This is a genomic window from Pelobacter seleniigenes DSM 18267 (genome assembly GCF_000711225.1).
Classification (GTDB): Bacteria; Desulfobacterota; Desulfuromonadia; order Desulfuromonadales; family Geopsychrobacteraceae; genus Seleniibacterium; species Seleniibacterium seleniigenes.
This window is the reverse complement of the sequence record NZ_JOMG01000004.1, coordinates 791465-810174: the sequence shown is the minus strand read 5'-3', so window position 1 is coordinate 810174 and position 18710 is coordinate 791465. Positions and strand designations below refer to the sequence as shown.

General features: G+C 52.8%; 13 protein-coding genes. 6 read left to right on the top strand and 7 right to left on the bottom strand.

Features of this window, described 5'->3' with window-relative positions; genetic code table 11:
• Positions 1 to 142 precede the first annotated feature (142 nt).
• The 5 genes from N909_RS0120700 to N909_RS0120675 form a co-directional block, all read right to left on the bottom strand.
• Positions 143 to 1669, bottom strand: coding sequence for a tripartite tricarboxylate transporter permease (locus N909_RS0120700; RefSeq protein WP_051689993.1), 1527 nt, complete (start codon positions 1667 to 1669; stop codon positions 143 to 145).
• A 2-nt stretch (positions 1670 to 1671) separates the two neighbouring features.
• Complete coding sequence (locus N909_RS0120695) at positions 1672 to 2130, bottom strand: tripartite tricarboxylate transporter TctB family protein (RefSeq protein WP_029918022.1); 459 nt, start codon at positions 2128 to 2130, stop codon at positions 1672 to 1674.
• A gap of 167 nt (positions 2131 to 2297) precedes the next feature.
• Complete coding sequence (locus N909_RS0120685; RefSeq protein WP_029918021.1) at positions 2298 to 3263, bottom strand: tripartite tricarboxylate transporter substrate binding protein; 966 nt, start codon at positions 3261 to 3263, stop codon at positions 2298 to 2300.
• Positions 3264 to 3283: 20 nt separating this feature from the next.
• A complete protein-coding gene (locus N909_RS0120680; protein ID WP_029918020.1) occupies positions 3284 to 4159 on the bottom strand; it encodes an HpcH/HpaI aldolase/citrate lyase family protein in 876 nt (291 codons plus the stop codon).
• Positions 4156 to 5394 carry a CaiB/BaiF CoA transferase family protein gene (locus tag N909_RS0120675; protein WP_051689992.1) on the bottom strand — a complete coding sequence of 413 codons (1239 nt, stop codon included), beginning with the start codon at positions 5392 to 5394 and terminating at the stop codon, positions 4156 to 4158. The genes N909_RS0120680 and N909_RS0120675 overlap by 4 nt, the downstream gene beginning before the upstream one ends.
• 292 nt (positions 5395 to 5686) lie before the next feature.
• On the opposite strand from N909_RS0120675, the gene N909_RS0120670 reads away from it, so the two are divergent.
• The 4 genes from N909_RS0120670 (at position 5687) to N909_RS0120650 (ending at position 12949) form a co-directional block, all read left to right on the top strand.
• Positions 5687 to 6376 (top strand): FadR/GntR family transcriptional regulator, encoded by a 690-nt coding sequence (locus N909_RS0120670; RefSeq protein WP_029918018.1) that lies wholly within the window; start codon positions 5687 to 5689, stop codon positions 6374 to 6376.
• Between the two features lie 266 nt (positions 6377 to 6642).
• A complete protein-coding gene (locus N909_RS0120665; protein ID WP_029918017.1) occupies positions 6643 to 9834 on the top strand; it encodes a translocation/assembly module TamB domain-containing protein in 3192 nt (1063 codons plus the stop codon).
• Positions 9835 to 9951: 117 nt separating this feature from the next.
• Positions 9952 to 10536, top strand: a complete 585-nt coding sequence (locus tag N909_RS0120655) for a YdbL family probable chaperone protein (protein ID WP_029918016.1) — start codon at positions 9952 to 9954, stop codon at positions 10534 to 10536.
• Positions 10537 to 10960: 424 nt separating this feature from the next.
• Positions 10961 to 12949, top strand: a complete 1989-nt coding sequence (locus N909_RS0120650; RefSeq protein ID WP_029918015.1) for an alpha/beta hydrolase family protein — start codon at positions 10961 to 10963, stop codon at positions 12947 to 12949.
• A 226-nt stretch (positions 12950 to 13175) separates the two neighbouring features.
• Here N909_RS0120650 and N909_RS0120645 read toward each other — a convergent pair whose 3' ends face one another.
• Together N909_RS0120645 and N909_RS0120640 are read right to left on the bottom strand one after the other, a co-directional pair.
• The gene (locus N909_RS0120645; RefSeq protein WP_029918014.1) at positions 13176 to 13721 is read right to left on the bottom strand and encodes a YaeQ family protein; all 546 of its coding nucleotides are present in this window, start codon (positions 13719 to 13721) and stop codon (positions 13176 to 13178) included.
• 287 nt (positions 13722 to 14008) lie between these two features.
• The gene (locus N909_RS0120640; RefSeq protein ID WP_029918013.1) at positions 14009 to 14863 is read right to left on the bottom strand and encodes a pirin family protein; all 855 of its coding nucleotides are present in this window, start codon (positions 14861 to 14863) and stop codon (positions 14009 to 14011) included.
• 158 nt (positions 14864 to 15021) lie between these two features.
• Between N909_RS0120640 and hrpB the strand changes: the two genes are divergently transcribed.
• Positions 15022 to 17508 (top strand): ATP-dependent helicase HrpB, encoded by a 2487-nt coding sequence (gene hrpB, locus N909_RS0120635; RefSeq protein WP_029918012.1) that lies wholly within the window; start codon positions 15022 to 15024, stop codon positions 17506 to 17508.
• Positions 17509 to 17680: 172 nt separating this feature from the next.
• Entirely contained in the window at positions 17681 to 18706 is a 1026-nt protein-coding gene (locus tag N909_RS0120630; RefSeq protein ID WP_029918011.1) for an NADP-dependent oxidoreductase, read from the top strand.
• The last annotated feature ends 4 nt before the right edge of the window (positions 18707 to 18710 follow it).

The window sequence follows — 18710 nt, the reverse complement described above, 5'->3', positions numbered from 1 at the left end:
TAGCAACGCTCCCGCCCTGAGTGATGACCGAGTGGAAAAATACCCCTGTTACAAAGGCTTGTAAGCAGGGGTATCAGCAGGCTGTTGTTCAACAATCTTTCATGCTGCCAATAATTCAATTTTAAAATGGGTTGAAAGGCTGTTACTCTTCATTCAAATCAACTGCTTTTTGTTGTTTTTTTAGTTTATTGCCCAATTTTTTGCTGAACATGGATAAAACAACGACGCCAAGTAATACGAGCAGAATTCCCAAGCTGACCGGCCGTGTCACAAATATCGAGTAGTGTCCCTGCGACAACATCATGGCCTGGCGAAAGTAATTTTCTGTCAATGGAGCCAGGACTACGGACAAAATCAGTGGAGCGGTCGGGTAATTCAATTTCTTCATAATATAACCGATGACCCCGAAAAGCAGCATCACATAGATATCAAACTCGCCGTAACTGAGAGAGTAGGCCCCTACGACACAAAGAATCGCGACAATTGCCGAGAGATACCGCTGAACCACCCTGATAATATTAACAAAAATCGGTATCAGCAAAACATTCGACGCCAGCAGCATAAAATTGCCGATGATAAGACCGGCAATCATGGTCCAAACCACCTCTCCGGACTGAATCATTAATAATGGTCCTGGCTGCAACCCATACATGATCAGGGCGCCAAGCATGATAGCTGTCCCCCCGGAACCGGGAATCCCTAACGTAATTAATGGAATCAAGGCGCCGGGAACGGAAGAATTGTTCGCCGCTTCCGGGCTCGCCAGTCCGGCGATGGCCCCGTGGCCGAATTCTTCGGGCTTTTTGGATAGTTTTTTTTCTGTGGCGTAAGAAAGAAAGGTGGCAATAGTCCCTCCCGCACCAGGCAGGATACCGACAAGAGTACCGATAATCGATCCGCGTAGGGTCGGGTTGGCGATTTCTTTCATCTCGCGCCGACTCGGGATAAAATCGTTCAGCTTGAAAGTTGGTTTGCCCAGTTTGATGCGCACCGCCCCTTCAACATTAATCAAAACTTCACCAATGCCATAAAGGCCCATGATCATCGCAACAAAATCAACACCTTCAATCAATTCCGGCGTAAAAGCAAAACGCACCGTCCCGGACACGTAGTCACTTCCGAAACAGCCGACAACAATGCCGAACAGTGCAGCCATAATCGACTTGAGAACCGAATCGCCGGCAAGTAATACAATCGTGCTCAGGCCCATAATCATCAGCATGAAATATTCAGGGGCACCGAAATTAATGGCCAGGCGTGTCACTATGGGAGAAAAAAACACCAGGACAGCAAGGCCGAAAAAACCCCCGATAAAGGAACTAAAGGCAGAAATTCCCAAGGCAATTCCCGCCCGGCCATTTTTCGTTAAAGGGTAGCCCTCAAGCGCAGTAATAATTGCAGGAGCGTCGCCGGGCGTGTTAATCAGAATGGAGGTAATGCGTCCTCCATACATCGTCCCCATGTACACGCCCGAAATCAGGCAAAGAGCGCTGGAAACAGGCATACCAAAAGACAGTGGCAGCATCAGGGCGATTCCGGCTGACGGCCCCAGTCCGGGCAATGCCCCGACAATGGTACCGAACAGCGATCCCGCCAGGATAACCAGCATGTTGTAGGTGGTAAAAACATCCACCATACCGGAACTTAAACCATGTAGAGCTTCAAGCATAATCAGATCCCCGACAGATTAAATCCCGGCAGAGGTACACCGAGCCAGATTTTAAAAATACAGAAAACGATAACGGCCACGAGAATAGCGACAAGAATTGAAGATTTAAAACTGTTGTTTTCAGTGAATATGAAGCTGAAAATCATGAATAAAAGGATCGCCGGGAACATGCCGATAAATGAAATGGCGACAACCGTAAGGGTCAAGGCTATAAAAAAATACAAAGCTTTTAACGCCAGTTTTTTATCAGCAAAAAACTTTTTCTTTGTTCCGCTATCCCCAAAAAAAGTTTTTGCAAACATGGTAATGATTGTGGCCAGCATTAATATTGACGCAACTTTTGGGAAAAAACCCGGGCCGATTGTATATTCGGATCCCATGGACAATTCTTGGCTTTTCCAGATGATGACCACAGAAAAAAGTGCCATGCAGACGAGAAAAGCACGCTCTGCCAGTTTCATAAATGTCCCTTCAGCTATTCCGTTTTGGAGGAATATTCAGGATCGGCATTGTCATTCTCAAGCCGATAATCAACCAAACAAACACTCTGCTCTGCCGGATCCGGTATCAAAAGATAAAGCAGAACAGAGCGTGGGATCGGCACAACCGGCCCCACGCTCTGCTTGTGTTATTTTTTAAGAATTCCGACTTCGACCAGAGTGTCGTGATAGGTCCCATTCATAAAATCAAGATATTTGCCATAGTCATCGCCCTCAAGATAAGCAGGCAAAACTTTATTCTTTTCCAGATAGTCGATTCTCCAGGCATCGGTTTTCACCATTTTACGCAACGCCTCTTTATAAAAATCAGCAGCCTCTTTGGAGATATCGCCAGGAGCGGCAACACCACGGAACAGACCCAGAACTAAAGGATAACCAAGTTCGGTCAAGGTTGGGACGTCCGGCATCAGTTCAAGACGTTTTTCAGAACTGATCCCTAATGCCTTGAATTTACCAGCTTTGATGAAATCAACAGCGGAACCGGGGTTGGAAACGATCATGTCAACCTGATTACCCATCAAAGCCGCAACAACTTGGCCATCCCCCTGGAAAGGAATATAGTTCAACTTTTTATTAACGGCCTTTCCAAGTTGCACCGTCATGATATGTTCAAGGCTTCCCTGCCCTGAACCGCCAACGTTGAGAACCTCTTTACTTTTCAGAACGTCATCCAGCGAGTTAAAATTTTTCTCAGTATTTACCAGAATCACTTCCGGGTCGAACCCCAGGCGGGCGATCGGAGTGAAATTTTTGTACGTCAAGCCGATATCGGATTTTAGGGGTGTGGTAATAAAAGACGAGGTCGTCGCCATAAGATAGTGGCCGTCACCTTTATGCTTATTGACATAGCCCATACCGACAGCGCCACCACCACCCGGTTTATTGACAACATTAATCGGTGTTGTAATGATGCCTTCCTCACGCAGAATTTTTGTCATGGTCCGCATCATAATGTCATGCCCGCCTCCGGGACCATAACAGGCGATAAACTCAAGCGGGCGGTCAGGAAACTTGTCTGCAGCGATTGCAGAGGATGGTCCGAAAACGACCATCATAGTGGACATGAACAACCAAAAAGTCAGAGCCTTTTTCATTCTTCTCTCCTTTGTTTTTGTTAACGGTTAATAGTGCTCAGTTGAACTATTCTCTCTGCGGCTTCGATCACAGGCTTATCTATCATCTGGCCGTTGAAAACAAAAACACCTTCGCCACTTTGATCATGCAACCGGGCATATTCAAGCAGTTCCCTGGCCTGCGTTATCTCAATATCCGAAGGCATAAAAACGTCATTGACGGGTTCTATCTGGGATGGGTGAATACAAGACTTGCCGGCGAAACCAAGTTGCTTTGAGATCTGCGCTTCAGCACGTAATGCGTCATGATCTTTAATATTGAGAAATGCCGCATCATAAGCATCGATTCCCGCTTCGCCAGCTGCAATTCTAACTGACAACCGCACCTGATGAGTTGCCATAAGATCCTGTCGATTAACCCCCAGAGCTCCAAATAAATCGGCAAAGCCGATCTGCAACCCCATAACCCTGGAGTCAGCGCATGCAATTTCAGCAGCACAACGTAACCCTTTCGGTGTTTCGATGTTAGCGAGGATTGCAATTTGCCTTGTCATGCCCTGTTCTTCTTCCTCCTGACGTAAAAGCGCCACCGCTTTTTTAATATCAGCGCAAGATTCAACCTTAGGGATATTAACAATATCAAGGCGAGGTGAAACCACAGCTTTAATATCATCCGGAGCTTCCGGTTTGGACAGATCGTTGATCCGGATAATAATCAGCTTGTCGGTTTTTTTAACGTCATCCCCTTTGATAAAATCAGCAAGAGTCTTACGCGCGCTGCTTTTCAATGACGGGTGAACGGCATCTTCCAAATCAAAGGAGACGGCATCAACAGCAGACCTCAGCGCCTTGGAAAACAGGTCTGGGCGGTTTCCCGGAACAAATAGCTTGCTGCGTAATAAATAGCGGGTTCTCACTGGTCCCCCTTGGCGGCAAAGACGATTTTATCCTTGATCAGGGTATTAATTTCCGTTGCGGAATAGCCTGCCTCTTCAAGAGCTTCGCGCGTATGTTCGCCAAGTTCGGGAGCGGGACGGCGAAAACAACCCGGGGTTGACAGCAAACGGGGGGTGATCGTGTGGACAGGGATCGCGGTCATTTCTGAATCTGGCAACTCGACAACTATATTGCGGGCCTGGAAGTGAGGATCCTGTTCAATCTGGGCAATATCGTAGACAGGACCGATGGTAACGGAGGCCTTATCAAAAAATTCGACGCACTCCTGTTGATCCAGATTCCCTATGAATTCACCAATAATCCCGTCAAGAACCTCCGCATTTGCCACGCGATCTGCATTGGTCTTGAAACGCGGATCATCAATAAGCTCCGGTTTCCCGATTGATCGAAATAATCTTTCCGCCATACTTTGCGCCGAAGCAGACAGGGACACCCAACGATCATCTTTCGTCCGGTAAACGTTGCGAGGGCCACTGTTAGTTGAACGACTCCCGGTTCGTGGTTTTATCTGGCCTGTCAACCGATAGTTGGCCGCCTGAGGACCAAGGATGGAAAAGAGAGGATCCAAAAGCGGCAAATCGATAACCTGCCCTGCCCCATCGGCGATCTCGACATGACGCAAAGCGGCCATAACACCAAAAGCCCCATAAAGGCCTGCGGTCATATCTGCAAGATAAATAGGTGGAAGAACTGGCTCTCTATCGGAGAATCCATTCATAGAGGCAAATCCAGAAATCCCTTCAACCACGGTTCCGAAACCTGGTCGGTGCGCATAGGGCCCGTCCTGCCCCCACCCTGAGATGCGCACAACAATAAGTCTGGGATTTCTTTTTAAAAGGAGTTCCGGAGCCAGTCCCATTTTTTCAAGAGTCCCGGGTCGAAAACTCTCCACAAAAATATCGGCACCTTCGACCAGGTTTAGTACGACATCTGTTGCGCCCTTGGCCCGGAAATCAACACTCAAACTTTTTTTGTTCCGGCTGTAGGTTTTCCAAGCGGTAGAAATGCCTTCGACTTTCCAGTCCCGCAAAATATCACCTTTGACAGGCTCGACTTTAAGAACCTCAGCTCCAAAATCAGCCAAGCACATTGTCAACGTGTTACCCGCAACCAACCGCGACAAGTCCAAAACCTTAATGTTTTGCAAAGGACCACAAGGAGCATTCAAAAATTCAATTGTCTTGAAAATCTGCATTTGTTTTAGCCATCCCATCAAATGTTTAATTGTTTAACAAATTGACAATCGAACATTAGGGCAAGGTTTGGCTGTTGTCAATGACTATTTTCTGTTATATTTCCTTAAAAATAGGTTGGTCTTCCAAATTGTTGAGAAACAAAACAAGTAATCTTAGATGGGCCGCCGACACCATCAAAAAGACTCTAACCTGCTGTTTTTAAAGAAGATAAAATAACTGATAAAATCCGGAGAGGATCAACTCCCCGTAAGGCAAACAAGATGAAGACAATATCCGGAAACAGGAGGGGATGTGACAAAATCGCTGAAATTTAAAACTTTCAAAAATGAAAATTTATCCGAAAAAGTTGCCAATGAAATCATTCAGATGCTTCATGACGGCAAGTTGAAGGCAGGAGAAAAGTTGCCGCCAGAGCCGGAGCTTGCCGCCGAATTCGGAATTAGTCGAGGAGTGTTAAGGGAGGCATTAACCATTCTCAGCGCCAAAGGTTACCTGCGCAGAACCCCTGGCTATGGAACTTTTATTCGGGACTTGCCCGACATCCAAAACGATAATACCGATTCATTAAAAAACCTGTTTAAAAAAGCCTCCTACAGTGATGCCCTGGAACTCAGATCACCCATGGAAGAATTATGCGTCCAGCTTGTGATTGAACGGGCCTCCGATAGTGACATTGAGACACTTTACAACGACATAAAAAACCTGCAGGACAAGGGGCTATCCGCTGTAGCTAATTTTAATTTTCATTTGAGGCTTTCGGAACTGACCAAAAACGTTCTTCTTATTAACCTGATGTCTTCCTATTCAGATCTGATCAATGATTTTGCACATGAAATGTATGTCATTGACGACAGATACAAAATCGCACTAAGAGAGCATATTCAGATCATGGAAGAGATTCGCAAAAGAGATATACAATCCGCTAAAGCGGCCATGAAAAAACATCTTACCGAAGCCAACACCATGTTACTGAAAAAATAGTCTGCAATTACGCAATCGATACACCTTCCCAAGTTTTGGGAACAACTGGGTTCAAAGAGATCCTTGCGACTCCTAGTTACGGATTGGTTGTTTTCCGCGCAAAAAGTTTGCATTCAAATACAGAGACATCTCCCTATCAGCAAAAAAATTATCGGGCGACATGATTCTGAATTATATTTGGGTCTACCACCGGGAAAAAACACAATGACAGCATCTGATGATAAAATTTTTTCAGATAATGCTGCCGTCCTGGAAATCGACGCCCTATGAAAAAGTTCACTCTCTGGATCGGTTTGACGCTACTGGTCATTCTTCTGCTCGGTGGCATCGGCTGGATTTATGCGGATCAGCTGCTGAACGGGATCGCCCGCCCACAGCTGGAGAAACTGGCAGCAACCCTGCTCGACGGCCAGGTCAGCATCGCGCGCCTCCAGCGCACGGATCAGGGGCTGGAAGCCCTTGACCTGGAGATCTCCACTGCCCAGGGCAATATTGAAATCGCTCAGCTGAGGATCGATTTCAGCCTGACCTCGCTCTGGCAACGCCGCCTTGATAAATTACTTATCAGCAAACCCCGCCTGCGGCTGACCTTGCCGGCAGATCAAGGGCAGAGCGCAACGTCTGCCCGGCAATTGCCCATCCGCCCACCCTTGACAATTGCGCTGATCCGCATAACCGATGGCCGGCTGCAAATCAATACACCATCCCACAGCGTCCAGTTTCAGCAGCTCAACGTCAGCGGTTCCCTGGACTTGCATAGCCCGTTCAGCCTGACCGGCACTTTCGGCCACACGGATCAAGACCAGCAGCCTTTCTCCATAACCGGGGAACTGCAGCTCACCCCCACTGCGGCCCTGACCATACAGAGCCTGACCTGGCTGGAGCAACCCATCCTCACAGCACCTCTGACATTGGCCCTGGCTGATGACGGGATTGACCTCCAGGAAACCCGCTTTACCCTGGTAGATTTCGACAGCAGGCAGCTACAGGAGCTGTTCAGCGCTTTGGGCCAGCCGACACCCCTCCCCAAAGAACTGAGTTTTTCCCTGAACAGGGTGAAAATAGGCTTTACACTACACAACAACAGCATCCAACTGAAACTGGCGGTAGCCACCGGAAAACTGGCCTGGAAGCAGTTCAGCGGACCATTTTCCGACCTCGCTGCGGTTGTCACCCAGAGTGCGCAGGGTTGGGATATCAACGGTCAGCTCAGCGGACCGGCGCAGACGGCGTTGTCCTTTACCACGAGTCTCGACAACCGCAACCGGTTGACCGGCACGGCAAAACTGCGCAGTCCTGACCCCGGTAGGCTCAAACAGGCTTTGTTCGGTGGCGCGGACCTGAAAATAAGTGGCGGCCTGCAACTGAAAGCAGACTTTTCCCTGGCCGGGAACCACCTGGAACTCAGTACCACCCTGCAGGGAACGCCTGATAATGAACGCAACACCGCCGACCTGTTCAATATCAGCACCATCAGCGGACAGCTCAAGCTGGCGCTGCAGGATGGCAAGGAGACTTTCTCCCTCGTATTGGCCCAGGCCAGCCACCCTCTGCTGACCGCTTCGGGAACATTTCAGGATATCAAAGCATCCCTGCAAATTGCTGAGCTGACAGTCATCAATCAAGTGCTTCCACCGGAACGCATCCCGGCTGAGATCCGGGAAGCCAGCGGCATCAACGTGCAAGGACGATTCACTGCAACTCAATCCGGCTGGACCGGCCAAATTGGAATCAACCTCGATAAAGCTGTCCTGGCCGGGCTCACGCTGAGGAAGCTGACCGGCCGGTCGCAGCTGCGAATAACCGCTGACCAGCTCAATTTCAGAGAGTTATCAGCGACTAGCGAAGTCGCTTATGGCGCAGTTCTGAACGGAAGACTCGGGGTCACGGCAACGGCGGACATGTCCGGTTCCGGCTATTCCATTCAGCTGACCCGGTTTTCAGTCGACGACCTCAATTACAACTCGGCGGACGGCCTGTCCGGAGTCGGGGCCGCTGCTCTCTCCGTCGCCGGCACGATCACCGGAGACTGGCCGGTGCAGGACATCGACCTTGACCTGAACGGCAGTCTCCGCGTCCGCGAAGTTCTTGCCGGGGTTTTCTATGCCGACTTGTCCCAGCAGCAGGCAAACTTCTCCTTGCAGGGTCGGGCCGATCTGATCGACATGGAACTGACTGCAAAATCCCTGCAAATCGAACTGCCACAGGTAGCCAGGTTATCGGCCCAGGGACGGCTCGGAGGACAGCTTCTCAAAACAAAGTTCAACATAGAATTTTACGATATGACAAATAGTTATAAAAAAACTATTCAACCATTACTGGAAGGAACCTGGCCACAGCTGACCGCCCTGGATCTTTCCGGAGCTGCAGCGCTCGACGTTCAGTTGCAAAGTCAAGCCACGGGCTGGCTGGTTGCTGGAACTCTCAAGCTCAGCGCGCTCAACGCCCGGTGGAACAATGATCGAATCGTCATTGCTGATGGTCACGGCGCCCTGCCCTTCATTGTTGGCCGCGGCACTCTCGCAGAGGCCAACGCCCCTTCCCGGCAACAGGGAGCCATCAGCGTCCAGTCTCTGGTCCTCGGTCCAGCCCGGCTGGAGCAGGCCCGTGTTGAAATTCTTGCCGAGCGCAACCGAATCGCGCTGCCCTCTGCCCTGCGTTTGCAGCTGGCTGACGGAACCCTGGCCATTGAGGATGTCGCCCTGGCCTGGAATGACGATCTGCCGCAGGGGGAGCTGACCATCAACATCGTCGGGGTCAACCTGGAGAGTCTGACCCGGGAGCTGGGACTGCCTGTCATGCAGGGCAGTCTGAGTGCCGACCTCGGCAAAATCCGTTACAGTAACCGGGAACTCAGCACAGCTGGAGTCGCCGGTATCAACGTTTTCGACGGCCGCTTTCAAATCGGCAATATGCGCTTAAGCCAACCCTTTTCCAGCCATCCGACTTTTTTTGCGGACATCGATTTTGACGGTCTCGACCTGCAACAGGCGACCCGGACCTTCGACTTTGGCGAAATGAATGGCATACTTGACGGATATATTCATGGCCTGCAGCTGTACGGCGCCACCCCGGCGGCTTTTGTCGCCTCGGTTTCCACCCGCACGGCCGGAACCCGCAACATCAGCGTCAAGGCCTTGAATAATATCAGCATCCTCAGTCAGGGGGGGATTTCAGCAGCTCTGTCCCGAGGCATTTACCGGTTCATCGATTTTTACCGGTATCGAAAAATCGCCTTCGACTGCTCGCTGGTCAATGATACCTTTACCCTGATCGGCACGGCGCTGCCTGATTCGAAACGCTATCTGGTGTATGGAGCCTTGTTGCCACCGCGTATCGATATCACCATCAGCACCCCGACCATTTCCTTTAAGGAAATGCTCAAACGGCTCAGCCGGATCGATCGCACCAGCGGCAAAACCGCTAATGACACGGCTCCCACGGGAACGGGCGGGTAAAAACTGTGCCGGATGTCTCAAGCAGTCTCTGGCCCGGTCGCGACAATCACCAGTTGTCGGCCGGGCAGAAAAAGTTTTTGGATGGACATTTCAACAACCAGCTCAAGGAGAAAAAAAATGAAAACTGTCCTTCGCAGTTTCAGCCTGATGTTGACCCTGGCAGTATTTTCCTGCGTGACCATCAACATCTATTTTCCGGCGGAAGAGATGCGTGGTGCCGCCGATAAGATCGTCAACGAGGTCTGGGGTGAAAAGCCGACCGGCGGAGATAACAACCCCGCCCCGCCCGCCAATCAGCCACCGGGGAGTGGCTTTTACCAACTGTTGTTACCCACCGCCGCCTATGCCGCCCAGGATATCAACGTCAGCACCCCGGCGATCCGAGCGATCAAGGACTCCATCAAACAGCGCGCCGGCCAGCTCATCGAACTGCTCAACTCCGGCAATGTGGGCTTAGGTCACGACGGCCTGCTCAAGGTACGCACCACGGAAGGGCTGTCCCTGAAGCAGAAAGGACAACTCAATCAGTTGGTTAAGGCGGAAAATGACGATCGCCTGCGCCTCTACCGGGAGATTGCCAAGGCCAATAATTTTCCCGATAAAGCTGACGAAGTGCAGAGCATCTTTGCCGACTCCTGGCGGGATCAGGCTCAGAAAGGCTGGTACATGGAAAGCCCCGACGGGGGTTGGAAGCAGAAATAGAACACTAACCATGTCACTGAGAAACCGCCGGCATTCCTTCCGGGTGCCGGCGGTCTAGAACCGGGAACGGCCTGTCCTGAGCGGCCCGGTATGCACGCCACGCCCCCCTCTGTCCGAACAATCATGGGAGAAGCCGCCTGTTTTACCCGGCGCCCGCACTCGTCTTTGCGCCCCGGTCCTGCTGCCCGGCTTGTCCCGGCCCCTCTCCGTCTTTCGCCGTTTATAATTTTAGAACTTCATTATTATTTAAAAATAACATCGTTTTGAGTTGAATATTTCAAAAAGCAATCAATACTGATTTATATCACTCTTCAATTCACCATCCCAACAAGTAGGATAATCGCCAGAAAGGAGGTATTATTTTATTCCTGAGGATTGTTTGAGTCGCAGTTCCATATTCAATTGGATGTCAGGGAGGCAAAAAATGTCAAAGATGAACAAGATCTTGAAAGTCCTGGTTCTGATCAATCTATTCACCGTTTTTGCTCTATTTCCCCCGAGCATGAACACCGCCTCGGCAAAACCCTACCAGTACAGTCAATCGAAAAAAAGCCACCTGGATCATGGCCACCACCCCGCCGTTCACTCAAAACACTTTAAATTTCAGCCCCCCGGCTCTCTGGACGATCGTCCTTATCCGGAGTACGATTACAGTCGGGCAAACCGGCTTCCCGCGGAAATGATCGGATACTGGGAAAAATCCTTTAATGTCGACGGGTTCATCCGTACCGCCAAGATCTATATCTCCCCGGAAACGCCAATCCGCTCCTATTACACCGTGATCGCCGTCCCGGACGGTGTGAACACGGCGGAGTTTTTATGGAAAGCGGGCTGGGTCGATATGGCGAACCACAGGGGAGAAGGCCTGTTCGTTCTTGAACCGGGTGCCGGAGGCTGGGGAAGTTACGAAGAAGAAATCGCTTATGTGAACGCCGCCCTGGGTTTCTACGCCTCCAACAATTATTTTTCCATATTTGGGGAAAACTATTTCGTCGGGTATGGTAAAGGAGCTCCAGCCCTGGAAGCCTGGGCTGTCGCCAATCCGCTCAAGGTCATCAGTCAGGTTTATCTGGATTCGAAAGGACTTCCCGCCTCATTTATCGAACAGTATGCCGCTCTTGAATACGGCGGCGAAAATGGAAGTTACGGGGTTATCGAGTTTCCGGAGGGTTTTGAAAAGCTGACCTACGCCGAGACCGTGTTGCCGACCTGGTATATCAACCCCGCAAGGAGTGCCGCCGCCAGCATCGCCTACTGGAAAGCCTCCAATGACTGTCAATCCAAAGGGCACGGAGACAGGGATTTCGGCATGGTTTACATGCAGAAAGACCCTTCGAACCGCTGGATGACCTCGTATATGGGCTCAATTTCAAAAGTCGCCATTCTTGACCGCCCGGTCAGCTACTGGAACAAAAACACCCAGAGCGATATCCAGGAGTTCATGTACTTCTATTCACGCTACGAAAACGCAGTCGGGTATGCCAATCAACTGGTCATAAGGGCCGATTATAAAAAACTTGGCATTGAAATCTTCAACATGATGGTCAACGGCTATGTCCGGGAGTTCATGGTATACGCCCCCAGGTCGGCTAGGTTCATCTGGGGCGACGCCGCACCGGTTCTCTTCGTATGGGCCGGAAACAGCCAGACCGACAAGGTTTTCATCGATGCTACAGCCTGGTGGAAGGTCGCCAGCAAAGAAGGGGTTATCCTGGTGCTTCCCTGCGAGCAGTACAGCAGCAGCTCCGTATCCGTGAGCCATAGAGACAATGACATGTTCTTCCAGCAGTTACGCGATTTTGTCTCCACGAATTACTCCATAGACCCAGCCCGGATATACAGCACGGGTCAATCGGCCGGAAGTATGGCAACACAGAGCTTCGCCGTAGCCAAACCGGAATATTTCGCGGCTGTCGCCTCGACATCCGGCCCGTCGGCTCCGGATGCCGACGGAAACGTCCGGCTCGACGGTTTCAGCGGCCCCACCACCCCGGCGAGCTACGAGATGATCCCGAACTACATGATTTATGGTGCGGGAGACATCACCTCTTTCGGTGGTTCACTGTGGGATTTGGAATTCAACAGCCTCGACAGCTGGGCGGGCTATTTCCTGAACGTAAATGGAGGGCTTGCCCTCGGTGACGGCTCTGGCTACACCATGAGCGGCTGGCATGACCGTTTTCATACCTGGACCTGGAACAGGGAATTCGCGGGAATGGACGTCCCGGTTTTTAAAGTCGGAAAGAACCTGTTCCGGTCCCACAACTGCATTCATGAAGAGATGCCACTGCTCTGGAACTACCTGAAACACTTCAGCAGCGAAACGGATGCCGGGGGGAACCTGACTCGTTATTACAGTCCGTCCGGATTCAAGGTTGCCGGCGATCGTATTCAGATCTACCCGGAGTATTAAATTCCGGTTCTTGACAACCAGATTTTTTTCGCTGCAGTCCATAACGAACCCCGGGGTGTCTTGAAAGACACCCCGGGGTTCGTATGGCTTTTTCTCATTGGCTGTCGAAAACAGCGCATAATCCATGTCATTCTTACAAATCGATCAGATTATTCAACAGAATACGGACGGCGAATGGGACGGCCCCGGCACGGCGAAAACAAAGATCAGCACCAAGGGCTGCTGATCAATCCGGCGCCTTTTTCACCCTGAGGTTTATACTGCAGCTCTGCTCGCCACAGCTCAGCCAGATTGCGCCGTCCTGTATCGTAAATTGCAGCTGCATGCTGCGATCGACCAGACTGCCAAGCATTTTACTGGCGTCTTCAGGAACATCAACGACATGAAGGTTGGCAAAACGCTGCAACTTGGCGTTGTTCTTCTGCCACCAGAGATCCGCACCACGGCCACCGTAAGTGTACAGGTAAACCTGAGTCGCCCGATTGCAGGCTTTGCGCACCCGCCGTTCATCCGGCAGGCCGACATCGATCCACAACTCGATCTCTTCCGTTAATGATCGTTTCCACAAGTCCGGCTCGTCATCCACGCACAACCCCTTGGTAAAGGTGAGCCGCTCATCGGCGTGCAGGGCGAAGGCGAGGACCCGCACCATCATCCGTTCATTGGTCTCGGATGGGTGGCGGGCCAGGGTCAACTGGTGCTCCGCATAGTAATTGCGATCCATATCGGCAATTTGCAGATTTATTCTAAAGATGGTTGCAGTCAGGGCCATCAGCGGTTCCTTATCTGTAAGCTGTTTGATAAATGAATAAAACCTGGAGAAAACCAACAGGAGGGTTGAAAAAGACCACCCGCGGATTGCTTCAAATACGCTCGGTGAAGAGGGTCACAATCCTTTTTAACCGCTCAGCCGCGGGCCTGACAGACGCTTTTCCGCCAGCCTGCCAAGGAAACAGCCCCCGCAGGTCATTATCCCCGTTGGGAACGGATGAGGCAGAACCGGTCCCAGACCAACAATGAACGACAGGTGGCGGAACCGCTGTGGCCGGCCGAAAAAGCTCAGGAATGCTTGATAAAATTGCCGTCACGCAACTCGTCAAAAGCCAGTTGCAGCTCTTCCTGAGTATTCATCACGATCGGCCCGCCCCAGGCAATAGGCTCGCCCAGAGGCTTGCCGGAAATCAGCAAAAACCGCAGTTCCTGTTCTGCGGCAACGACCTGAATCTGTTCTCCGTCCTCAAACAGGACCAGGGTATGATCGCCGATGGGGACGCTGTCGTCCTCCTCGAAACGCCCCTCCCCGGCAAATATATAAGCAAAGACAGTATGTCCTGACGGGGTCGGGTGATGGAAGGTTCCATGGGCGGGCACGCGGACATCCAGGTATTCAGGTTCGATCATGACATCGGTGACCGGCCCGGCAATCTCACCGACCCGACCACAGACCACCTTGATCTCGACTCCACCGTCCAGTTTGACCGTCGGTATCTGCGCTGCGGTGATATCCCGGTAGCGCGGCGGCATCATTTTATGCGCGGCAGGCAGATTGGCCCAGAGCTGGAAACCATCCATTCGCCCCTGCTGATCACCCTTGGGCATTTCCTGATGAATGATCCCGCTGCCGGCCGTCATCCACTGAACATCACCATCACTGATATCTCCCTTGTTGCCGAGGCTGTCACCATGCTCAACATCTCCTTTGAGCACATAGGTGATGGTTTCGATACCGCGATGCGGATGCCATGGAAAACCTTTTTGGTAGTGAGCCGGATTATCAGAGCGAAAATCATCGAGGAGCAGAAATGGATCAAAAAGCTCTGTTTCGTTATTGGCGAATGCCCGGCGCAGGTGCACGCCAGCCCCGTCCATGGTCGGGACACTGGTTGATATCCGTTTGATTCTGCGTCTGATCATAAGCTCCTCCTGTCAAAATTTCAGATTGGCCGCAGGCAGTATAGCAACTGCCCGGCCAATGAAACACTTTAAAATTTCGCTTCAGCAACAGCCCTTCCGCAATTGCGACAACCGACTTTCATCTTGCAGGAAACCGTCGCCTGCTTTACTTTCTGGGCATGAACGCGTTACCCATCGACATCATCCTTCCCGAACTGCGCCAGGCCTTGGCAGAGAATACCGCAGTGGTTCTGCAGGCCCCGCCCGGCGCCGGGAAAACCACCCGCGTCCCCCTTGACCTGCTGGCCGAGCCCTGGTTGGAGGATAGATCGATCCTGATGCTGCAACCGCGTCGGCTGGCTGCCCGTCACGCCGCCGAATACATGGCCGCCCAGCTGGGCGAAAAAGTGGGGAACAGGGTCGGCTACAGTGTTCGCTTTGAAAGCAAACGCTCCCGGGCAACCCGTATCGAGGTGGTCACTGAAGGGATCCTGACCCGGCGGCTTCAGGCCGATCCTGAACTGACCGGAATCGGCTTGGTCATTTTCGATGAATTCCATGAACGCAACCTCCATTCCGATCTGGCCCTGGCTCTGTGTTGCGATACCCAGGCGGCCCTGCGCGAGGATCTGAAACTGCTGGTGATGTCCGCCACCCTGGATGCGGAACCGGTCGCGGCGCTGCTGCACAATTGCCCGGTGCTGACCAGCGCCGGACGCTCCTACCCGGTGACCACTCGTTACCTCCCCCACCCCAAGGAACGCAGTATCGCCGCCAGCGTTGCTGCCGGAGTACGGATTGCGCTGCAGGAGACGGATGGTGATATCCTCGCTTTTTTGCCCGGCGCTGGTGAAATCCGCCGCTGTGCCGAAGAGCTGGACAGCTTGCCTGAGGTCGATGTCCGGCCCTTGTTTGGCGCCATGCCTTTCGCTGACCAGCGCCTGGCCTTGGAGCCCGGACCTCGCCGCCGGGTAGTGCTGGCCACCAATATCGCGGAAACCAGCCTGACCATCAGCGGCATCAGCAGCGTGGTCGACAGCGGCTGGGAGCGTCGCCCCCGCTTTGATCTCGGCAGCGGCATCACCAGAATTGAACTGAAGCGGATCTCGGCAGCCAGCGCCACCCAGCGCCAAGGGCGCGCCGGACGCCTGGGCCCGGGGCATTGCTTCCGGCTGTGGAGCACTGGTCAGCAGGACCAACTGCTGCCCCAGGCTCCGCCGGAAATCCGTAACGCCGACCTGGCGCCATTACTTTTAGAGCTGGCCTGTTGGGGCGAAAACAATCCCGAGCGGCTCACCTGGCTCGACCCGCCGAGCCCGAGCCAGCTTGAGCAGGCCGGTCAACTGCTACAGCAGCTGGGCGCCCTCGACCGCCATGGCCGGCCGACCGATCTTGGTAAACGGATGGTGCGCCTGCCCTTGCCGCCGCGCCTGGCCCGACTGCTGCTGGCAGCGGAAACTGACGGCGCAGACGCACTGGCCTGCGAACTTGCGGCCCTGCTGAGTGAAAGGGACCTGCTCCCCCCCACCGCGGCCCAGAGCATCACCGCTTGTGATCTGGAGACCCGCTGGCAGTTATTATCGCAACGCCCGCCATTGCCCGGCACCGCGGCAGTGCGCCGTGCAGCCGCTGACCTGCAACGCCTGCTTGGCCAGAGCATGCCAACAGCCTGGCCCGCGGATCCGGAACAGATCGGTCGCTGGCTGGCCACAGCCTGGCCAGACCGCATCGCCCGGCAGAGGGAGCCGGGGACCGACCGCTACCTGCTCAGCGACGGCAGCGGTGCGGTGCTCTCCGCGCGCAGCGGGGTCAAGCGACCACCGTTTCTCATTGCCATTGAATTAGAACAACGCGAGAATCAAACGGACATTATTGTCGCCAGCAAGATTGACCGTTCCACCCTTGAAGAGATCTTTGCCGAGCGATTGCAGCCCCGGCGTCAGGTTTATTGGGAGGAACGGGAAGACCGGGTGGTAGCGAAAGAAGTCGTCAGCCTGGGAGCTCTGGCGCTGAGCGAACGCCCCCTTAAAGCGACCCGCCAGGAGCAGGTTCAGGCCCTGTTGGCCGGGATCCGCCAGTTTGGTATCGAAGGTTTGAACTGGCCTTGTGCAACCCGGCAGTTCCTTGCCCGGGTTCGCCACTGCGCCGCGGCCGGGTTGGAGGACGGTTGGCCCGACCTCAGTCCGAGCGCCCTGGAAGCCCAGCTGGAAGAGTGGTTGGCTCCTTATGTTGAAGGGATCACCACGCGAACGGCCCTGGAACGCTTCGATCCCCTTCCCGCCTTACAGAACTTGCTCCCCTGGGAACTGCGTTCCCGTCTTGAACATTTGGTGCCGGAACGGATCGAGGTCCCCAGCGGCTCGCACATTCGTCTTGACTATTGTACCGATGGTCCTCCGGTATTGGCAGCCAAACTGCAGGAACTGTTCGGCCTGCGCCAGGGCCCGACCATTCTGGGCGGTCGCCTGCCGGTACTGATCCACCTGCTCTCGCCGGCCGGCAGGCCCCTGGCCGTGACCCGGGACCTGGAGCATTTCTGGGACCAGGTCTACCCTGAAGTCCGCAAAGAGATGCGCGGCCGCTACCCTAAACACCCCTGGCCGGACGATCCCTGGAACGCTCCGGCCACGGCACGGACTAACAGACGGTTGAAAAACAGCCTCTGACCCCATAGATGATTGTCGATCAACAAGAGACGCTCCCCTGCCTGGACCATGAATAAGCAACAAAACCTGTTATGCTTTGAGTGAAAACTGAACGGCTTTGAATCCTGGTTTCTGACAAAGCGGTTAAAGTTCAATCAGATCGGCACTTATTTTTTTAGGAGAGATAACGATCATGCAGAACGTCAATCGCAAAATCATCCTGAATTCACGTCCAGTCGGGGCCCCCACTGAAAACAACTTCAGACTTGAAAAAACAGCTATCCCGGTTCCTGAGAAGGGGCAGGTTTTGTTGCGGACCCTGTATCTGTCACTTGATCCATATATGCGTGGTCGCATGAGTGATGCCCCGTCCTACGCCCCACCGGTGGAGGTTGGGGCCGAAATGGTCGGTGGCACCGTTTCACGCGTTGAAAAGTCCCTTCATCCAGATTATCAAAACGGCGATCTGGTCCTCAGCTTCAATGGCTGGCAGGATTATGCCCTTTCCGATGGCTCGGATCTCGGCAAAATTGACCCGCGGATTCCAAAACCTTCTTTAGCTCTTGGCGTTCTCGGTATGCCTGGCTTTACAGCCTATGTTGGCCTGCTTGACATTGGTCAACCAAAAGCAGGTGAAACAGTCGTTGTCGCTGCCGCCAGCGGTGCAGTCGGCTCGCTCGTGGGACAGATTGCCAAGATCAAGGGGTGCACTGTGATTGGTGTAGCTGGTGGTGAAAAGAAATGCCGCTTTGCGACTGAAGAGTTAGGCTTTGATGCCTGCATCGACCACTACGCTGCCGATTTCGATAAACAGTTAGCGCTGGCGTGTCCCAAAGGGATCGACGTCTACTTCGAAAGCGTCGGCGGTAAAGTGTTCGATGCCGTTCTACCTTTATTGAATACGGCCGCACGCATTCCTGTGTGTGGGCTGATCGCCCACTATAACGACACCGCGCTGCCCGAAGGGCCGGACCGGCTTGGACTGTTGGCTCGCACATTGCTCACCAAACGGATCAAAATGCAGGGATTCATCATCTTTGACTATTACAATCATCGTTATGACGAGTTTTTCAGCCAGATGAGTGACTGGGTCAAAGAGGGTAAGATCAAGTTCCGCGAAGATCTGGTTGATGGGCTTGAAAACGCGCCGCAGGCCTTTATCGGTCTGCTCCAAGGCAAGAATTTCGGCAAGTTGGTCATTCGAGTCGCCAATGACTGACGCA

Bases quoted from the DNA above. Each gene is read 5' to 3' on its own strand.
- N909_RS0120700 (WP_051689993.1), bottom strand. From the start codon at position 1,669: ATGCTTGAAGCTCTACATGGTTTAAGTTCCGGTATGGTGGATGTTTTT.
- N909_RS0120695 (WP_029918022.1), bottom strand. From the start codon at position 2,130: ATGAAACTGGCAGAGCGTGCTTTTCTCGTCTGCATGGCACTTTTTTCT.
- N909_RS0120685 (WP_029918021.1), bottom strand. From the start codon at position 3,263: ATGAAAAAGGCTCTGACTTTTTGGTTGTTCATGTCCACTATGATGGTC.
- N909_RS0120675 (WP_051689992.1), bottom strand. From the start codon at position 5,394: ATGCAGATTTTCAAGACAATTGAATTTTTGAATGCTCCTTGTGGTCCT.
- N909_RS0120665 (WP_029918017.1), top strand. From the start codon at position 6,643: ATGAAAAAGTTCACTCTCTGGATCGGTTTGACGCTACTGGTCATTCTT.
- N909_RS0120655 (WP_029918016.1), top strand. From the start codon at position 9,952: ATGAAAACTGTCCTTCGCAGTTTCAGCCTGATGTTGACCCTGGCAGTA.
- N909_RS0120650 (WP_029918015.1), top strand. From the start codon at position 10,961: ATGTCAAAGATGAACAAGATCTTGAAAGTCCTGGTTCTGATCAATCTA.
- N909_RS0120645 (WP_029918014.1), bottom strand. From the start codon at position 13,721: ATGGCCCTGACTGCAACCATCTTTAGAATAAATCTGCAAATTGCCGAT.
- N909_RS0120640 (WP_029918013.1), bottom strand. From the start codon at position 14,863: ATGATCAGACGCAGAATCAAACGGATATCAACCAGTGTCCCGACCATG.
- hrpB (WP_029918012.1), top strand. From the start codon at position 15,022: ATGAACGCGTTACCCATCGACATCATCCTTCCCGAACTGCGCCAGGCC.
- N909_RS0120630 (WP_029918011.1), top strand. From the start codon at position 17,681: ATGCAGAACGTCAATCGCAAAATCATCCTGAATTCACGTCCAGTCGGG.